Annotated in this window: 15 protein-coding genes and 1 tRNA gene; 10 read left to right on the forward strand and 6 right to left on the reverse strand. The window is 68.7% G+C overall.

Annotation, left to right across the window (positions count from 1 at the left end):
* The first annotated feature begins 124 nt into the window (after nt 1-124).
* The 4 genes from purS (at nt 125) to AAHM44_RS15065 (ending at nt 2,671) form a co-directional block, all read left to right on the forward strand.
* Nucleotides 125-355 carry a phosphoribosylformylglycinamidine synthase subunit PurS gene (gene purS, locus AAHM44_RS15050; protein WP_342250498.1) on the forward strand — a complete coding sequence of 77 codons (231 nt, stop codon included), beginning with the start codon at nt 125-127 and terminating at the stop codon, nt 353-355.
* Complete coding sequence (gene purQ, locus AAHM44_RS15055) at nt 352-1,017, forward strand: phosphoribosylformylglycinamidine synthase subunit PurQ (protein WP_342250499.1); 666 nt, start codon at nt 352-354, stop codon at nt 1,015-1,017. The genes purS and purQ overlap by 4 nt, the downstream gene beginning before the upstream one ends.
* Before the next feature lie 359 nt (nt 1,018-1,376).
* The gene (locus AAHM44_RS15060) at nt 1,377-1,751 is read left to right on the forward strand and encodes a hypothetical protein (RefSeq protein ID WP_342250500.1); all 375 of its coding nucleotides are present in this window, start codon (nt 1,377-1,379) and stop codon (nt 1,749-1,751) included.
* The gene (locus tag AAHM44_RS15065; protein ID WP_342250501.1) at nt 1,751-2,671 is read left to right on the forward strand and encodes a hypothetical protein; all 921 of its coding nucleotides are present in this window, start codon (nt 1,751-1,753) and stop codon (nt 2,669-2,671) included. The genes AAHM44_RS15060 and AAHM44_RS15065 overlap by 1 nt, the downstream gene beginning before the upstream one ends.
* Nucleotides 2,672-2,777: 106 nt before the next feature.
* On the opposite strand, the gene AAHM44_RS15070 is transcribed toward AAHM44_RS15065, so the two are convergent.
* The 4 genes from AAHM44_RS15070 to AAHM44_RS15085 all read right to left on the reverse strand — a co-directional run bounded on the left by AAHM44_RS15070 (nt 2,778) and on the right by AAHM44_RS15085 (nt 6,263).
* Nucleotides 2,778-4,139: a methyl-accepting chemotaxis protein gene (locus AAHM44_RS15070; protein WP_342250502.1), complete on the reverse strand. Its 1,362-nt coding sequence runs from the start codon at nt 4,137-4,139 to the stop codon at nt 2,778-2,780.
* Between the two features lie 145 nt (nt 4,140-4,284).
* The gene (locus AAHM44_RS15075) at nt 4,285-5,115 is read right to left on the reverse strand and encodes an alpha/beta hydrolase (RefSeq protein ID WP_269575562.1); all 831 of its coding nucleotides are present in this window, start codon (nt 5,113-5,115) and stop codon (nt 4,285-4,287) included.
* Between the two features lie 55 nt (nt 5,116-5,170).
* A complete protein-coding gene (locus tag AAHM44_RS15080) occupies nt 5,171-5,509 on the reverse strand; it encodes a hypothetical protein (RefSeq protein ID WP_342250503.1) in 339 nt (112 codons plus the stop codon).
* Between the two features lie 4 nt (nt 5,510-5,513).
* Nucleotides 5,514-6,263 carry a queuosine precursor transporter gene (locus AAHM44_RS15085; RefSeq protein WP_342250504.1) on the reverse strand — a complete coding sequence of 250 codons (750 nt, stop codon included), beginning with the start codon at nt 6,261-6,263 and terminating at the stop codon, nt 5,514-5,516.
* A gap of 59 nt (nt 6,264-6,322) precedes the next feature.
* Here AAHM44_RS15085 and AAHM44_RS15090 point away from each other — a divergent pair.
* From AAHM44_RS15090 to nagE, 6 genes are all read left to right on the forward strand, one after another.
* Nucleotides 6,323-6,399, forward strand: a tRNA-Arg gene (locus AAHM44_RS15090).
* A complete protein-coding gene (locus tag AAHM44_RS15095; RefSeq protein ID WP_342250505.1) occupies nt 6,366-7,193 on the forward strand; it encodes a copper homeostasis protein CutC in 828 nt (275 codons plus the stop codon). Before AAHM44_RS15090 ends, AAHM44_RS15095 begins: the two co-directional genes overlap by 34 nt.
* Before the next feature lie 37 nt (nt 7,194-7,230).
* Nucleotides 7,231-8,277: an SIS domain-containing protein gene (locus tag AAHM44_RS15100; RefSeq protein ID WP_342250506.1), complete on the forward strand. Its 1,047-nt coding sequence runs from the start codon at nt 7,231-7,233 to the stop codon at nt 8,275-8,277.
* A complete protein-coding gene (nagA, locus tag AAHM44_RS15105; RefSeq protein ID WP_342250507.1) occupies nt 8,274-9,407 on the forward strand; it encodes an N-acetylglucosamine-6-phosphate deacetylase in 1,134 nt (377 codons plus the stop codon). Before AAHM44_RS15100 ends, nagA begins: the two co-directional genes overlap by 4 nt.
* A gap of 74 nt (nt 9,408-9,481) precedes the next feature.
* Nucleotides 9,482-11,971: a phosphoenolpyruvate--protein phosphotransferase gene (gene ptsP / locus AAHM44_RS15110; protein WP_342250508.1), complete on the forward strand. Its 2,490-nt coding sequence runs from the start codon at nt 9,482-9,484 to the stop codon at nt 11,969-11,971.
* Complete coding sequence (nagE, locus tag AAHM44_RS15115) at nt 11,968-13,677, forward strand: N-acetylglucosamine-specific PTS transporter subunit IIBC (protein WP_342250509.1); 1,710 nt, start codon at nt 11,968-11,970, stop codon at nt 13,675-13,677. Before ptsP ends, nagE begins: the two co-directional genes overlap by 4 nt.
* A gap of 142 nt (nt 13,678-13,819) precedes the next feature.
* Here nagE and galA read toward each other — a convergent pair whose 3' ends face one another.
* Nucleotides 13,820-16,732: a beta-galactosidase GalA gene (gene galA / locus AAHM44_RS15120; RefSeq protein WP_342250510.1), complete on the reverse strand. Its 2,913-nt coding sequence runs from the start codon at nt 16,730-16,732 to the stop codon at nt 13,820-13,822.
* Between the two features lie 58 nt (nt 16,733-16,790).
* Entirely contained in the window at nt 16,791-17,528 is a 738-nt protein-coding gene (locus tag AAHM44_RS15125; protein WP_269575570.1) for a GntR family transcriptional regulator, read from the reverse strand.

Genomic DNA, 17,528 nt, shown 5'->3' on the forward strand with positions numbered 1-17,528 from the left:
CCCCCCCGGGTTCCCGGCGGGCCCCCCGGGGGGCCCCCCCCCCCCCCCCCCCCCCCGGGAAGCTGTCTAAAAAGACACGCTTTCGCCTTGCAGCGACGAACGGACGAGGCCATAGGCGCTGCCCATGAAGCTCCGCATCATCGTCACCTTGAAGAACGGCGTGCTCGACCCCCAGGGCAAGGCCATCCAGCACGCCCTTGGCGGCCTCGGCTTTGACGGCGTCGAAGACGTCCGCGCCGGCAAGATCTTCGAGCTCGTGCTCGCAGACGACACCAGCGACGAGGCCATCGACGAGATGTGCCGCAAGCTGCTCGCCAACACCGTCATCGAAAACTACCGGGTGGAAAAGCTGTGAAGACCGCGGTCATCGTCTTTCCGGGCTCCAACTGCGATCGCGACATCGCAGTCGCGCTGGAAGCGGTGACGGGCGTGAAGCCCGCCATGGTGTGGCACGGCGAGACCGAGCTGCCCCAGGGTCTCGGCCTGATCGCCCTGCCCGGCGGCTTCTCGTACGGCGACTATCTCCGCTGCGGCGCCATCGCCGCGCGCTCGCCGGTGGTGAAGGCCGTGATCGAGGCAGCCGACAAGGGCATGCCGGTGATCGGCATCTGCAACGGCTTCCAGGTCCTGACCGAGACCGGTCTGCTGCCCGGCGCGCTGATGCGCAACTCCGGCCTCAACTTCGTCTGCCGCGACGTGCCGCTGACGGTCGACAATTCGCAATCGATCTTCACCTCGGCCTATCGCGCGGGCGAGCAGATCACGATCCCGGTGGCGCATCACGACGGCAACTATTTCGCCGATGCCGAGACGCTCGACCGGATCGAGGGCGAAGGCCGGGTCGCCTTCCGCTATGCCGCCGACATCAACGGCTCGGCCCGCAACATCGCCGGCGTGCTCAACAAGGCCGGCAATGTGCTCGGCATGATGCCGCATCCCGAGCGCCGCATCGAAGCCGCGCATGGCGGCACCGACGGCCGCCGCCTGTTCGAGGGCCTGCTCGAGGCGGTGGCGTAAGCCGCACCTTCGGGTCTCCAATCCGGACGACGCCCCGCTCCCCGGCGAAAGCCGGGGGCCAGCGCTCCCATGCCTCGCCGCTTGTGCCCCCGGGTCTTCCCGGCCGGATGCGCGTGGGAGCCGCGGAGGCAATTCCGGCGCCGCGCACTGAAGCAGTCAAGTCACGCACCGAACAGCGGACTGAACCCCCATCCCGCCATTGCTGCCCGTGCGTGCGCGGACCATAGTGCGACAAATGATCGCCCGAATCTCATGGCGGGCAATCGATGTCGTTTCTTTGGCGACCACGAACGAGAACATTGAGAGGGGTGGACGGGGTGCAGCCGACAATCCTGGTTTCATGGGCCCGGCGCAGTGCATTGGCGATAGCCGGCGGCCTGTCCTTGTGGATGGTCGGCGGCTGCACGCGCGGGCCACAGGGCATCGAGGCGCTGACCACCGCACCGAACCCCATCGTCCGCAGTCTCGCCAACGCCGCGCACAGCGGCGACAAGCAGTCGCAACTCACGCTCGGCATCCTGCTCGAGGAGGGCGTCGTCGCGCCCCGCGACTGGCCGACAGCCCTGTACCTGTACCGCCAGGCCGGGCAGTCGCGGGGCGGCACGCTGTGGATCTACACGCCGAATGTCGGGTCCAAGGGCGGCCAGGTCATGCCCTATGATTCCGGCCCGGCGGAACCCGGCCTCCCCGAAGCGCGGGAACGCTATCGCGCGCTGCGCAAGCGGATGCGGTAATGCGCATCCCGCGCATCCCCCGAAAGCGCCTGGCCGGCATCGGCCTCCTCCTGCTGGCGATGTCGGCATGCGGCACGCCGCAGGGGATCAGCCAGGGCAATCGCTCGGCCGAGGCAAGCTCCAGGCCCCACTCCGCCGCCAGCGCGTCCAAGGGCAATTGCCACGTTCCGGCCGGGCCGGAAGCCCGGCGCCAGTGCGGGACCGAGAAAGTCCCGCTCGAACATCTCGGCGGCTTTGAACTCCCCGCCCTTACCCTCCTGGGCTATGGCGAGGAGGCGCAACCCATTCGCGAGGCCGTCTCGACCTATAACCAGGTGGTGGTCAGGCTGCGCAGCGCCGCGCCCGAGGATTTCGCCGGCACCCTGGCCCGCGCGGCAACCGAAGTCCGCCGGCATCTCACCACGGTCTGCGCCATCGAAGCCCATCGCTTCCGCGGCGACGACGATTCCGTGACGACCAGAATTTTCGAACTCTACGCCTGGATCGGCTTCCGGCGATCCCTCATCCAGGGCGCGTCGCAGGACCTGCTCGAATGGAACGAGATAACCGCCCTGCCCTGCTTCACGCGGACGCGGGACTTCCTGTTCGCCGACCCTCCCGGCTTTCTCGCAGCGGGCGAGTCCGCCGCCTATGACTTTCCTTCTTACTTCGCCCGGCCGCTCGCCGCCCATTTCCATGCCGAAGGGCGCACGCTGCTCGCGGATGCGCTCTGGTATCGCGCCCAGCTGTCGGAGATGGACGATCGCAAATTCGCATGCGTCGCGGGCCCGCTCGCCCGCCAGCAGCCGAGCTTGCGCTCCGCGATGCCGGAACTCTGGGGCCGCTGCACGGCCAACGTGACCCGAGGGCAGTCCTGCCTCAAGACGCTGGGATCCTGCGGTGCCCTTGGCACAGCCCCGCCATGGCAAGGCCGGCGATGACGGCGAGCCCGCCCCAACGAAGGAGGCGGCCGCGGATAGCCCCCGCGACCGCCTCACCCCGTGACGAACCGTGATGCCGCCCCGCGCCCAATCGCGGGGTCGCAAATCAGTTGTACGCATGCTCCCCGGCCAGCGCGTCCGACGACGCAGCCAGCCCCCGCGCCGGGAAGGAGATCGGGCGCCCGCCCGAGACCGTGGTCGCGGCGCCGGTGGTGCGGAAGCGCGAAGCCTGCTCGGCCAGTGCCGAGATCTCGACGGTGAGATTACGCGCCGCGGCCGAGGTTTCCTCGACCATCGCGGCATTCTGCTGGGTCGACTGGTCCATCGTGCCGATCGCCGAGCTGATCTCGCTGATCACCGTCGACTGGGCGCGATTGTCGGTCGCCATCTGGTTGAGCAGCTCGTGCACGCCGCTGACATCCTCGGCGATATGCGCCAGCGCCCCATCGACCTTCTCGACCATCGCCACCGCGGCGACGATGTCGACCTGGGTCGCGGTGAGCTGTTCGCGGGCGCGGCCGGCTTCTTCCTCGGCGCGCATCGCAAGCGCGGAGACGAGATCGGCGACGACCGCGAAGCCACGGCCCGCCTCGCCGGCGCGGCCGGCTTCGACGGCGGCGTTCATCGCCAGCACCCGGGTCTGGAAGGCGATCTTGTCGAGGCCCTCGATCACGCTGTCGATGCCCTTGGCGCTGTCATTGACGCGGTTCATCGCCTGCACCGCCTCGTCGACGACCTGGCGGCCGTCAGAGACCGTCGCGGTCGCGCCATCGGCACGCTCCACGGTGCGGTTGGCGGCTTCGGCGGTGCCCTTCAGGCGCTGATCCATCTGGCTGATCGCTGCCGTGGTCTGCTCCAGGCTGGCGGCATTGGCTTCGGTCCGGCGGGCCAGGCTCTCCGAGGCCTGGGCGATCTCGCCCGAGCCGGTGCGGATGGCAATGGTGCTCTCGGTCACCGTGCCGAGCAGCGCGCGCAGCGACGCGAGCGCCGCGTTGAAATTGTCGCGCAGCTTCGCATAGGTAGCCGGATATTCCTCGATGATGTCGGCGGTCAGGTCGCCCTGGGCGAGCCGCTCGAGATTGCTGGTCATGCCGCGCACGATCTCGCCGTGACGCTCGGCTTCCTCATTCTGGCGGATCTGCGCCGCGGCGGCATCGCGGAAGGTGAACATCGCCTTGGTCAGGCGGCCCACGCAGTCCTGATATTCGGTGAACTGGATCGCGCTGGCGAGATCGCCGGCGGCAAGCGCCTCCATGCGCACCACGGTGGTGACATAGGGATCGGCGATCGCCTTGCGATACCAGACGCTCATGCCCGCGGCAGCCACGATGGTGGCGATGCCGACGGCCAGGGCAAGCGCGGGGAACAGCAGCAGCGTCAGCGGCGTGAGCGCGACGAGCGCCGTCATGGAGCCGAACGCTACTAGCAGCTTACGGCGGATGGGCGCGTTAGCGACGAACCAGTGCATGGGCACTCCCTCAGATCATGCAACAAAATGTTGCTACCTCGGAGCATTATAGAGAGCCCAGTCACGGGAAACGCCGCTTCGGCAATATACGTAACAATAATTTTTGCCTTTGCGTACAATTACATAAATTACGCAAAGTTGATCGTTACGTTCGCGCCTCGACCCATTCGAGTATGTCCGCCATCACGCTTTCCTTGCCAAGATCGGCAAGCAAGTCATGGTAATGGCCCTGATAGATCTTGAGCGTCTTGTCGCTCGATCCGGCGTGTTCGTAGAAGAACTCGCTGCCGTGGCAGACCGTGGCATGGTCCTCGGTGCCGTGCAGGATCATCACGGGAATCGTGATCGTATCGAATTCCTTGCGCATCCGCTCATCGGCGCGGACCAGCGCGGCCACGGTCGCGGCGGGCTGGACCTCATCCTTGATGTACGGATCGGCGTTGAGCTTCGCGACCCATTCGGGATCGCGCGAGAAATCCTCGTTCTTCAGCTTGAGCACGCCGAGATGCGGCGCGACATGGCTGAGCCCCTTGATCGCGGCGAGCGCGAAGCCGGGCGCGGGCACCTGGAAGGCGAAGCTCTCGCAGATGAAGCCGGCCAGTTCCTCCTGGTTGTCGAGCGTATAGGTGCAGGACGTGACGCCGCCGGCGCTGTGGCCGAGCAGGAAGACCTTCTTCCCCGGATGGCGCGACTTGGCGATGGCGATCGTACCGGCGACATCGTCGACATAGTCGGAGATCTTCTCGACATAGAAGCGCTCGCCGTCCGAACGGCCGCGCCCGCGCAGGTCGAGCGCATAGGCGGCATAGCCCTTCTCGACGAAGCGTTGCGCGGTCCATTCATGCTGGCCGCCATGCGAGTTCACCCCGTGGCAGATCACCACCACCGCCCGCGGCTCGCCCTCGGGCAGCCAGGAGCGGAAGAAGATGTTGACGTGGCCGGTGCTGCCGAAAGTTTCTTCCGTGGTCGCGGTCATGCTCTGCCCTCCTCAGAGAATTACGCGCGGAGGATGCCAGCGTTGTCGGGCTGCGTCAGCTACTCCTTCGGGTATTCGCAGGTGTCTCGAAGATCCTGGTGGTGCGGGCAAGGAGCACCAGCATCGCGGGCCAGAACATCGTGTTCCAGATGTCGTGCCAATTGCCCCACAGGTCGATACGGGTGCGGTAGATCAGGCTGTCGCGCAGATCCCAGGCCTCGCCCAGCAGCGCCGCGGCAAGCACCACGGCCAGCGGCTTCCAGCTCCGCAGCGGCCAGCGAAAGGCCAGCGCCGCGCCCAGGAACAGCGTGAGCCCGACATAGATGTGGAGTGCATCCTTGGCGAGCCCGACATGCTGGATCAGCCAGAACTTGGTCGATTGCAGCGGGCTCATCGCCTCACACCCGGGTGGCGAAGGGGGTGAAGTCGGTGCCTTCGTCGAACACGTCGACGCCCTCGCGGCGCTTGAGGAAGCCGACGACGAGATAGGTGACCGGCGTGAGGATCACTTCCCAGGCGACCTTGAGCGCCCATTGGGTGAAGAGCACCTGGATGACCAGGGCGGTGGTCCAGCCCTGGGCGCCCAGGAAGGCGAGCGGGTAGAAGATCAGGCTGTCGATCCCCTCGCCCGCGATGGTCGAGCCGATCGTGCGGCTCCACAGCATCCTGCCGCCGGTCCAGATCTTCATGCGGGCGAGGACATAGGAATTGACGAACTCGCCGGCCCAAAAGGCGCAGACCGAGGCGAGGACGATGCGCGGCACCTGGCCGAAGATCGTCTCGTACGCGGCCTGGTTGCCCCAGCTCGGCGCCGGCGGAAGTGCCACGACCACCCACGACATCAGCGCCATGAACAGCACCGCGCCGGTACCGGCCCAGATCACCCGGCGGGCGCGGGCATAGCCATAGACTTCGGTCAGCACGTCGCCGATCACATAGGAGACGGGGAAGAACAGGATGCCCGCGCCGAACGGCCAATAGTCGTTGTAGACCGGCAGCCAGATCTGCGAGACCTTGCCCGCGCCAAGCACGTTCGACAGCAGGATGATCGCGACGAACGCGGCCATCACGAAGTCGTAATAGCGGAAATGCCCGCCGCGCAGCGTGTTTGCGGCGACCTGCGCCGGCTTCCCTTCCCCCTGGCTCATGGCGGCATTTATGATCCCGGTTCCGCTGCCGCGCAATCCACGCTAGGGAGCCCCGGCGCGCGTCCGTAGCTCAGTTGGATAGAGCACGTGCCTTCTAAGCTCGTGGTCGCTGGTTCGAATCCAGCCGGGCGCGCCAATTTCCTGTTCTTCGCCCGTCCTCCGGAAGTCTTCATGCTCGAAATCTGCATCGACACGCTCGCCGGGATCGACGCCGCCATCGAAGGCGGGGCGGACCGGCTCGAGCTTTGTGCCGCGCTGGCCGTGGGCGGGCTCACTCCGCCTCTCTCGCTGGTCACCCGCGCCGCCGCCGCGCCGATTCCGTCGCACCTGCTCTGCCGCCCGCGCGACGGCGACTTCCGCTATGGCCCGGCCGAAGCCGCGATGGTCGCCGACGACATCCGCCTCGCCGCCGAGGCCGGGCTGGCCGGCGTGGTGATCGGCGCCAGCGCCGCCGACTACCGACTCGACGCCGGACTGCTCGCATCCTGGGTCGCCCATGCCCGTGCCGAAGGTGCGAAGGCCGGGCGCACGCTCAGCCTCACTCTCCACCGCGCCTTCGATCTCGTCCCCGATCCGCTCGAAGCGCTGGAGACCGCGATCGCGCTGGGCTTCGACCGGATCCTCACCTCGGGCTGCGCGCCCCGCGCCGCCGATGCGCTCGACACGCTCGCCGCCCTCGCCCGCCAGGCCGAGGGCCGCATCCGCATCCTCGCCGGCAGCGGTATTGACGCGACCAATGCCCGTGCCATCCTCGCCACCGGCGTGCCCGAGATCCACGCCTCGTGCCGCAGCCCCGGCGGTACGCCCGGCGAGGCCGAGCAGCGCTTCGGCTTCCAGACCGGCCCCAGCCTGCACACCGACCCGGAAAAGGTCGCCGCGCTGCGCCGCATCCTTGCCGACTATAGAACCTTGAACAGTACCAATATATGACTTATCACTGCCCGCTTCGATAGTAAGCGGGGGTATGATGGCGGCTGACGAAGACCTGACGACGACGACGACCGTCACGCTGATGGAGTCCGAAGCGGCCGAGGCGCCCGAGGCCGTGCGCCGGCTGGTCGCCGCGAACCAGGCAAGCTTCGCCGCGCTGGCCGAGCGGCTACGGGCCAACCCGCCCGCGCGCATCGTCACCTGCGCCCGCGGCTCGTCCGACCATGCCGCCAGCTACGGCAAATATCTGATCGAGACGCTGATCGGCATCCCCGTCGCCTCCGCCGCGCCCTCCGTGGCCTCGGTGTTCGCCGCACCGGTCACGCCCGGCTCGGCGCTGTGCATCGCGATCTCGCAGAGCGGCCGCAGCCCCGACCTGCTCGCCACCGTCCGCGCCCACCAGGCAGCCGGCGCGCATGTCGTCGCCTTCGTCAACGACGAGACCTCGCCGCTCGCCGAGATGGCCGACACGCTGATCGGCCTCAAGGCCGGCCCCGAGCGCTCGGTCGCCGCGACCAAGTCCTACATCACCGCGCTCGCCGCCTTCGTCGCGCTGGTCGCCGAATGGGCCGAGGACGACGCCCTGCGCGCCGCGCTCGACACCCTGCCCGCCCAGCTCGAGACCGCCCGCGACCTCGACTGGAGCGACGCCGTCCAGGCCTTCCGCGACGCGAACAACCTGTTCGTCATCGGCCGCGGCTACAGCTTCGGCATCGCCCAGGAAGCCGCGCTCAAGTTCAAGGAAACCTGCGGCCTCCATGCCGAGGCGTTCAGCGCCGCCGAGGTCCGCCACGGCCCGATGGCGATCGTCGGCCCGGGCTTCCCGATTCTCGCCTTCGCCACCTCGGACACCGCCGGCGACAGCGTCCGCGAAGCCGCCACCGAGTTCGCGTCGCGCGGCGCCCGCATCTGCCTGGCCGACGCCAAGGCGAGCGGCAGCCTGCCCGGCATCCCCGGCCATCCCGCGATCGAGCCGATCCTGATGGTCCAGAGCTTCTATCCGATGGCCAATGCGCTCTCGCTGGCACGCGGCCATGATCCCGATCGCCCGCTCTACCTCAAGAAGGTGACCGAGACGCGATGACCGTGTTCGCCTTCACCAACGGGCATATCGTCACGCCCGGCGGCATATTGGAACAGGCAGCCATCGAGGTCATCGACGGCCGCATCGCCGGCATCACGCCCGATGCCGCGGGCGATACCGCCATCAACCTCGACGGCGGCTGGATCGTCCCCGGCTTCATCGACACCCAGGTCAATGGCGGCGCCGGCGTGCTGTTCAACGATTCGCCCGATGTCGAAGGCATCGCGGCGATCGGCCGGGCGCATGCGCGCTACGGCACCACCGCCTTCCTGCCGACCCTGATCAGCGACACGCCCGAGATCGTCGCCCGCGCGCTCGACGCGACCGACGCGGCGATCGAAGCCGGCGTGCCCGGCGTCATCGGCGTCCATATCGAAGGCCCGGTCATCAGCGTCACCCGCAAGGGCATCCACGACGCCGACAAGTTCCGTCGCCTCGACGCGGACTTCCTCGCCTTGCTCACCCGCCCGCGCCGCGGCAAGGTGATGCTCACGCTCGCGCCCGAGATGGTCTCGCTCGAGGATATCGCCACGCTCCACAAGGCCGGCGTGATCCTCAGCATCGGCCATAGCGACGCGGACTATGACACCGCCAAGGCGGCGATCGCCGCGGGCATGACCGGCGTCACCCACCTCTACAACGCGATGTCGCCGCTGCTCCACCGCGCCCCCGGCGTGGTTGGCGCGTCGATCGAGGACCAGGCCATCTATTGCGGCCTGATCCTCGACGGCTTCCACGTGCACGACGCCCCCGTCCGCATCGCGATGCGCGCGCGCCCGCTCGATCGGTTCCTGCTGGTCACCGACGCGATGCCCTGCGTCGGCGCGGACGTGGCCGAGTTCGACCTGCACGGCCGCCGCATCCTGGTGGAAGGCGGGCGCTGCCTGGGCGAAGACGGCACGCTTGCCGGTTCGTCGCTCGACATGGCCGGCGCCTTCCGCAATGCTGTCAACCGCATCGGCCTGTCGCATGCCGATGCCGCGATGATGGCCGCGACCAGTCCTGCCGCCTTCCTGGGCCTGGGCGACGAGCGTGGGGCACTTGCCCCCGGCCTCGTCGCCGACTGGGTCCAGCTCACCAGCGACCTGATGCCCGCGGGCACCTGGATCGCTGGCAACCGCATCGCCTGATCTCCGGGAGACAAGCCCTGCCCACGCACTCGCCGCCGCCGCTCGACGAAACTCTCGCGGGGCGCATCGCCATCGTGTCTCCGCTGGCCGGCTGGCTGTCCGGCCTGGACGAGGTTCCCGATCCCGTCTTCGCCCAGCGCATGCTGGGGGACGGCGTCGCGATCGATCCCACCGGGGACTGCCTCCACGCCCCGTGCGGCGGCGAAGTCACGGTGCTTCAGCCCAGCGGTCATGCCGTGACGATCCGCACCGCCCAGGGTGCCGAGATCCTGATGCATATCGGCCTCGACACCGTGGCGCTGAAGGGCGAGGGCTTCAGCCCCTGCGTCGCCGTCGGGGACCATGTCGCGACCGGCGCGCCGCTGATCCGCTTCGATCTCGACGCGATCGCCTGCGCCGCCCCGTCGACGATCACCCCGGTGCTGCTGCTCGAGACCCCCGGCTTCGCGCTGGTCCGCAGCCGCGCGGACGGCCCGGTCCAGGTCGGCGACGCGATCTTCGCGCTCGAACCCCAGGCTGGCACTGCAGCCGAAACCGTCAAGGCTAGCGGCGAGACCGTCGAGCGCACGATCATCGTGCCGCTCGCGCACGGCATCCACGCCCGCCCCGCCGCGCGCATCCGCGATCTGCTCGGCGAGCATGCCGCCGATGTCACCATCACCAAGCAGCAGCGCAGCGCCAATGCGCGCAGCCCGGTCGGCCTGCTCACGCTGGCGATCGGCTATGGCGACGAGATCCAGATCCTCGCCACCGGCCCGGACGCCGCCGCCACGGCCGCGGCGCTGGCCGCCCTGATCGAAAGCGGCATGGGCGAGAAGGGCCATGGCCCCGCCCCCGTCGCCGCGCCGGCAGCTCCCGTCGTACAGGCTCCGGCCACCCTCCCCGCCGACGGCATCCTCACCGGCGTCACCGCCGCTCCCGGCCTCGCCGTGGGCCAGGCCCGCCGCTTCCGCCTGCCCGAGATCCAGGTCGACACTACCAGCAAGGGCGCGGCCGAGGAACAGGCCCGGCTCGACGCCGCCTGCGCCAGCCTCACCGCACGCCTCGATGCCGAGATCGGCCATGCCGCCGGCCCGCAGCGCGCGATCATCGAAGCGCACCGCGCGATGCTCGGCGATGCCGACCTTCGCGCCGGCGCCGCCAAGGCCATCCAGGACGGCGCCAGCGCCGGCATCGCCTGGCGCGCCGCGATCGCGCCGCAGGTCGAAGCGCTCGCCGCATCGGGCGACGCGCGCCTCGCCGAGCGTGCCGACGATCTGCGCGATCTCGAACGCCGCGTGCTGCTCGCCCTTTCCGGCGCCGAGGAAGCCCCGCTCACCTTCCCGCCGAACACCATCCTGATCGCCGATGACCTGCTTCCGTCGCAGGTGACCGCGATCGATCCGCGCCAGGTGATCGGCCTCTGCGTCGAGCGCGGCGGCCCGACTTCGCATGCCGCGATCCTGGCCGCGAATATCGGCCTGCCGATGCTCGTCTCGCTCGGCCCGGTGCTGCGCCAGATCGCGGAGGACACGCCGCTGATCCTCGATGCCGGCCTCGCCCGGCTCCAGGTCGCGCCTGCCGAGGCCGCGCTGGAGGAAGCCCGCCGCGAAGTCGCCGAACGTGCCGCGCGCCGTGCCGTGGCGCTCGCCGCCGCCGCCCGGCCCTGCCACATGGCCGACGGCACCCGCATCGAAGTGTTCGCCAATCTCGGCTCGCAGGCCGATGCCCGGATCGCCATCGCCAATGGTGCCGAGGGTTCGGGGCTGCTGCGCACCGAATTCCTGTTCCTCGACCGCGAGACCGCGCCGAGCGTCGACGAGCAGGCCGCCGACTATCAGGCGATCGCCGATACGCTTGCCGGCCGCCCGCTGATCGTCCGCCTGCTTGATGTCGGCGGCGACAAGCCCGCGCCCTATCTGCCGATCCCGGCGGAGGAGAACCCGGCGCTCGGCCTGCGCGGCATCCGCGTCGGCTTCGCCCATCCGCAGCTGCTGGAAGACCAGATCCGCGCGATCCTGCGCGTCCGGCCGATCGGCCAGTGCCGCATCATGATCCCGATGATCGCCGGGGTTGATGAGCTGCGCCGCGTCCGCGAAATCCTCGATCGGGCGCGGGCCGAACTCGGCATCACCGAAAAGGTCGAGCTGGGCGTGATGGTCGAGACCCCGGCAGCGGCGGTCACCGCCGATCTGCTCGCCGCCGAGGCGGATTTCCTCTCGATCGGCACCAACGATCTCACCCAATATGCCCTGGCGATGGATCGCGGCAATGCGAGCGTGGCGAGCGCGATCGACGGGCTCCATCCCGCCGTGCTGCGCCTGATCGCCGACACCTGCAAGGGTGCCGCAAGCCGGGGCCGCTGGACCGGCGTATGCGGCGGGCTCGCGTCCGATCCGCTGGCGGTGCCGATCCTGATCGGCCTCGGCGTGACGGAACTGTCCGCCACCGCCGCCATCGTCCCCGAGATCAAGGCGCTGGTGTCCGAGCTCAAGCTCGACGCCGTCCGAGCCCATGCCCAGGCCGCGCTTGCCTGCGCAACCGCCGCCGATGTCCGCGCTCTTGCCCGGGAGTTCACCGCATGAAGTCGATCCTCGAACTCCTCCAGCCGCTGGGCCGCGCCCTGATGCTGCCGATCGCGGTGCTGCCGGTCGCCGGCCTGCTGCTGCGCCTCGGCCAGCCCGACCTGCTCGACATCGCCTTCATCAGCGCCGCCGGCGATGCGCTCTTCTCCCACCTCGGCCTGCTTTTCGCGATCGGCGTCGCCACCGGCTATGCCCGCGACGGCAACGGCGCCGCGCCGCTGGCCGGCATCACCTGCTTCCTGGTCGCCACCGAAGCCGCCAAGGTGCTGCTCACCGTTCCGGCCGACGTCACCGCCGGCATGGACGGCCCGCTGCTCGAGCTGACTACCGCTGCGTGGAAGGCCAAGGCGATCGCGCGGCTCGACGTGCCGATCGGCATCCTGTCGGGCCTGATCGGCGGCAATTTCTACAACCGCTTCTCGACGATCAAGCTACCGGAATATCTCGCCTTTTTCGGCGGTCGCCGCTTCGTGCCGATCGTCAGCGGCTTTGCTGGCGTCCTCATCGCCGGCCTGATCGGCCTGTGCTTCGCCCAGCTGAGCGCCGGGATCGACGGGCTTGGTCACGGCATCACGGGCGCGGGCGAGATCGGCCTGTTCCTGTTCGGCCTGATCAACCGCCTGCTGCTCGTCACCGGCCTCCACCACATCTTCAACAATGTGTTCTGGTTCGTGCAGGGTGATTTCCACGGCGCGAACGGCGATCTGCGCCGCTTCTTCGCCGGGGATCCGACCGCCGGAGCGTTCATGGCCGGCTTCTTCCCGGTGATGATGTTCGGCCTGCCCGCCGCCTGCCTCGCCATGTACCGCGCGGCGCGTCCGGAGCGGCGCAAGGCCGTGGGCGGCATGCTGTTCAGCCTCGCGCTCACCTCGGCGCTCACCGGCGTTACCGAGCCGATCGAGTTCAGCTTCATGTTCCTCGCGCCGGCGCTGTTCGCGGTGCACGCGGTGCTCACCGGCATCGCGATGGTGGTGATGGACCTGCTGAACGTGAAGCTCGGCTTCGGCTTCTCGGCCGGCCTGTTCGATTACGTGCTGAACTTCGGCAAGGCGACCAACCCGTTGCTGCTGATCCCGGTCGGCATCGTCTATTTCGCGCTCTACTACGGCATCTTCAGCTTCGTGATCCGCCGCTTCAACCTGCAGACCCCGGGCCGCGAGCCCGAGGCTGCGGTGGCGTCCGCGTCTGTCGCCAGCACCGGCGTGCGCGGTGCCGACTTCGCCGCGGCATTGGGTGGCGGCGCGAACATCACCAGCGTCGATGCCTGCACCACCCGCCTGCGCCTGATGGTCAAGGACCAGGCCCAGGTCGATGAGGCCGCGCTCAAGGCGCTCGGTGCGCGCGGCGTGATCCGTCCCTCGGCCAATGCGCTGCAGGTCGTGCTCGGCCCGATCGCGGACTCGGTCGCGGTGGAGATCCGCGATGCGCTGGCGATGGGCGGTGTCGTTACCGCTGCCGCGCCGGTCGCGGCGCTGTCCGGGCAGACCTTGCTGACCCCGGCCGCGCTGGCGGCGCTGGGCGGCGCGGACAATGTCCTCGGCGCTCGCCTGCTCGGCTCGCGCCTGCGCGTCGAGCTGTGCGAACCGGCCAAGGCCGGCGAGCCGGCGCTGGCGGCACTCGGCGTCCGCTCGGTCGCGCACCCGTCGGAAGGCGTGGTCCACCTGCTCCTCGCCCCCGATGGCGCGAAGGCGCTGGTGGCGGCTTAGGACCCGAACCCCCCTCCGCTCCCCGGCGAAAGCCGGGGCCCAGGGTTTCTATGCCCTGGAGCTAGTTGAAATGTAGGATTTCACCTGCTTCCCTGGAGCGGCCGGCATCAAAACCGGCCGCTCTTTGATTCCGTCGGAAGCCTCAGCGCGGCGTGATCGCCACCGCGCCCAGCAGCCCGGAAGGCGCATTCGCGGCACCTTCCACCAGCAGCGCCACGATCCGCGCGCCCTGCCCGGCCGGCAGAGTCGCGTTCAGCGGGCCCGGCGCGGATCCGGCCTTGGTCGCCAGCAGCTTGCCGTCGACCCAGAGCTCCGCCTTGCCGCCGATGTTCTCGAACGCGATCGTCCCGCCTTCGCCGGCAACGCGCTTCCACGGCGTGAAGCGGGTGCGATAGACCCGCCAGCCCGGCTGCTCGGCCGGGGTCGGCACGCCGCTGCGGACAAAGTCCCAGCTGTTATTGTCCCCATCCGCCGGCGCCAGCGAGGGCTCGGGCCGCGCGGCCAGCAGCGGCGACCGGCGCCACTCCCGCAGGTCCTGCACCTGGCGCACCACAGCCACCTGCGGACGCGGCTTTACATCGGTCCTCGCGATACTCAGCGAGGCAGGTTCGAATCCCTCCGCTTCCGCGCGCAGGGCAATTTTCCCGGGTCCGGTACCGGCCCGGATCAGGATCTGGGCCAGCCCGTTGAACAGGGATCGCGACCCGGAGTTGGGCAAAACCTGCTCCGCCTCATGGCTGTTGGGATCGCCATTGCCGACGCCAAGGATGGTGGCACCCTGGACCGTGAACCGGGTCATGAAATTGGCGGTCGGCACATGCCGGCCTTTGGAATCCACGGCGTCGATCGTGATCGCCTGGCATTCCTCGTCATCCCCGGCCATCAGGCTGCGGGCAGGCGTAAGCCGCAGGGCAACGGCCTTCCCCGCGGTTTCCTTGACGGCCCGGGCAACAACCTTGCCGCCCCGCATGGCAATCGCCTCGATCCGGCCGGGCGCATAGGGCACGCTCCATTCATTGCCCATGATCCGGTCGACCTTCTGCACCCCCAGCTCCCGCCCGTTCAGCCGCAGCGCGATGGTCTCGGCATTGCAGCTGACGAACACCTTGATCGCCTCGCCCTCCCTGCCCGGCCAGGTCCAGTGCGGCGCGATCCCGACGACATCCTGATCGTCGATCCAATGGGCGCGGTGGATGTCGAACGCGGTCTTGGGGAAGCCGCACAGGTCGAGGATGCCGAAGAAGCTGGCGATCGTCGGCCAGGCATAGGGCGTCGGCTCGCCATGATAGTCAAACCCGGTCCACACAAACCCGCCGGCAACGAAGGGCCGCTCGGCGATGTTCTTCCAGGTATCGCGATGCGTAGCCCCCCAGCTCGTCGCCTCGGTATCGTAGGAGGTGATGACGTGCCCGGCCGGATCGCTGGCAAAGGCACCACGCGTCTCATAGGCGCTGGTGTCTTCCGAGCTGGTGATCGGCTGGTTCGGGTGCAGCTTGTGGTATTTGTCGTAATCGGCCTGGTAGTAGTTGAAGCCCATCACGTCGAACTCGCCGGCGACGCTGACCTCGTTGTAGAACGACCCGTTCATCGCCCCGGTCACAGGACGGCTGTCGTCCAGCCGCTTCACCGCGGCGATCATCCGCCGGACCATCTCGACGCCGGCGCCAGTGCCCTGCATCGGCTCCTCGTTGAACACCGACCAGAGGATCACGCTCGGGTGGTTGCGATCGCGCCGCACCAGCCATTCGAGCTGGGCCATATAGTCGGGCGCGGGGTTGAACAGGCGGTTCTCGTCCATGACGAGGAAGCCCATACGGTCGCACCAGTCGAGCAGTTCGGCGGTGGGTGCGTTGTGCGACATGCGGATCGCGTTGCAGCCCATGTCCTTGAGCCGCTCGAGCCGCCAGCGATGCAGCGAATCCGGCACTGCGACGCCGACACCGGCATGGTCCTGGTGGAGGCACACGCCCTTCAATTTGACGTGCTTGTCGTTGACGAACAGCCCCTGGTTCGCATCGAAGCGGATCGTGCGGAAGCCGATCGCGGTGCGCCGCTCATCGATCGCCGCACCGTCCCGCAGTACCCGCGTCCGCACCGCGTAGAGCGTCGGGTTCTCGACAAACCACAGGCGCGGCGCTCCCGCGTCGAGCAGCAGCACCGCTTCCGCGCGATCCAGCACCGGCACGCTTGCCTTGACCTCGCCACGCGCGACTTCGCGGCCATCGGGGTCGAGCAGTACCGCTTCGACCACCACAGCCGCGGCGTCGCGCGCGACATTGGCCAGGGTCACGGTCACCGGCACCTGCCAGCGCCCGTCGACCTGGCGCGGGTCGCAGTGCACGCCGTCGCTGACGATCGCCACGGGCGGACGCCGAACCAGCCAGGCATGGCGATAGAGGCCGGCGCCTTCGTACCACCAGCCTTCCTTGGCATCGGCATCGACACGGATCGCGATCACATTGGTCTCTTCGCCGAAGCGCGCGAACGGCGTCAGATCGACATAGACGCTGTTGTAGCTCGACCAGTTGTGCGCGACGGTGCTGCCGTTGATCCAGATCGTCGCATTGGTGGCGATGCCGTCGAAATGCAGCTCGAGCGTCTTGCCCTTGTCCGCCGGATCGAGGCGCAGCGTGCGGCGATACCAGCCGATCCCGCGCGGGCGATAGCCCTGCGAGACATTGGCGGTCTCGACGAAAGGCTGGGCCGCAGCCCAGTCATGTGGCAGCCGCACCTCGCGCCAGTCGCTGTCGTCATAACCGGTCGCCGCAGCGCCCACCGCGTTGCCCGCCTTGACGCTGAGATAGGTCTCGTGATGCCCCTGCGGCTCGGGCGTCGGGACATCGCCTTCATGGAAGCGCCAGCCGAGTTCGAGCAGAGTGCGCGAGGGATCGCCCTCGGGCAGGCGTGGTGCCACGCCGTTCAGCGGGCGCGGCATCGGGAAACCGTCACCTTCCCCCTTCGCCCCGGCAACCGGCGCCGCTCCGGCTTCCGCCATGGGAACCGCCAGCAGAGCGCCGACGCCGACGCTCCCTTGCAGGAGTTGACGACGATCCATGACGATACTCCGACTGAGGCCGCTGCACCGCGCGACCCGAATGGCAAGGAAAGAAGGGCTAGATGTCGCTCAGCTCAGCCACGAAGTCATAGGCGTCGCCACGATAATAGGAGCGAGTGACCTCGGCCGGACGACCGTCTCGCAGGAAGGCGCGGCGCTCGATAAGCAGGCCGGCATGGCCCGCATCGACGCCCAGCATCTTGGCATGCTCGGCCCCGAACGGCACCGCGCGCAGCCGCTGGAGCGCGCGCACCGGGCGGTTACCCACCTTGTCCAGCGCGCTGTAGAGCGAGTCCTCAACGGCATCGACGGACGGCAGGCAATAGCCGGCGATCGTCGAGAATTCGAGCGCCATCGGCTCGTCATCGGCATAGCGGATGCGCGCGAAACGCAGCACCGGCGCGCCCGGAGACAGCCCCAGCATCATCGCTTCTTCCGGATTTACCTGACCCGGCGCGCGCGAAACCCAGCTGCTGCTGGCCTTGCGCCCGCGCGCCGCCATATCCTCGGTAAAGGACGAAAGCTTGGAGAAGCTCTTCTCGACGCGCCCGGCAACGAAAGTGCCGGCGCCCCGACGCCGGGTGAGCAGCCCTTCCTCGACCAGCCCGCCGATTGCCTTGCGCACGGTGATGCGCGACACGTCATATTCGGTGGCAAGATCCCGCTCAGGCGGGATCGCGTCCCCCTGGCTGAGCACGTTCGATCCGATGCCTTCGCGAATGAGCTGCTGCAGCTGGAGGTAGAGCGGGGACGGGTTGTCCTCGCGAAAACGCCCTAACTGTTCCGAAAATCCCAT

The organism is Sphingomonas sp. OTU376 (genome assembly GCF_038440415.1).
GTDB classification, from domain to species: Bacteria; Pseudomonadota; Alphaproteobacteria; order Sphingomonadales; family Sphingomonadaceae; genus Sphingomonas; species Sphingomonas kyeonggiensis_A.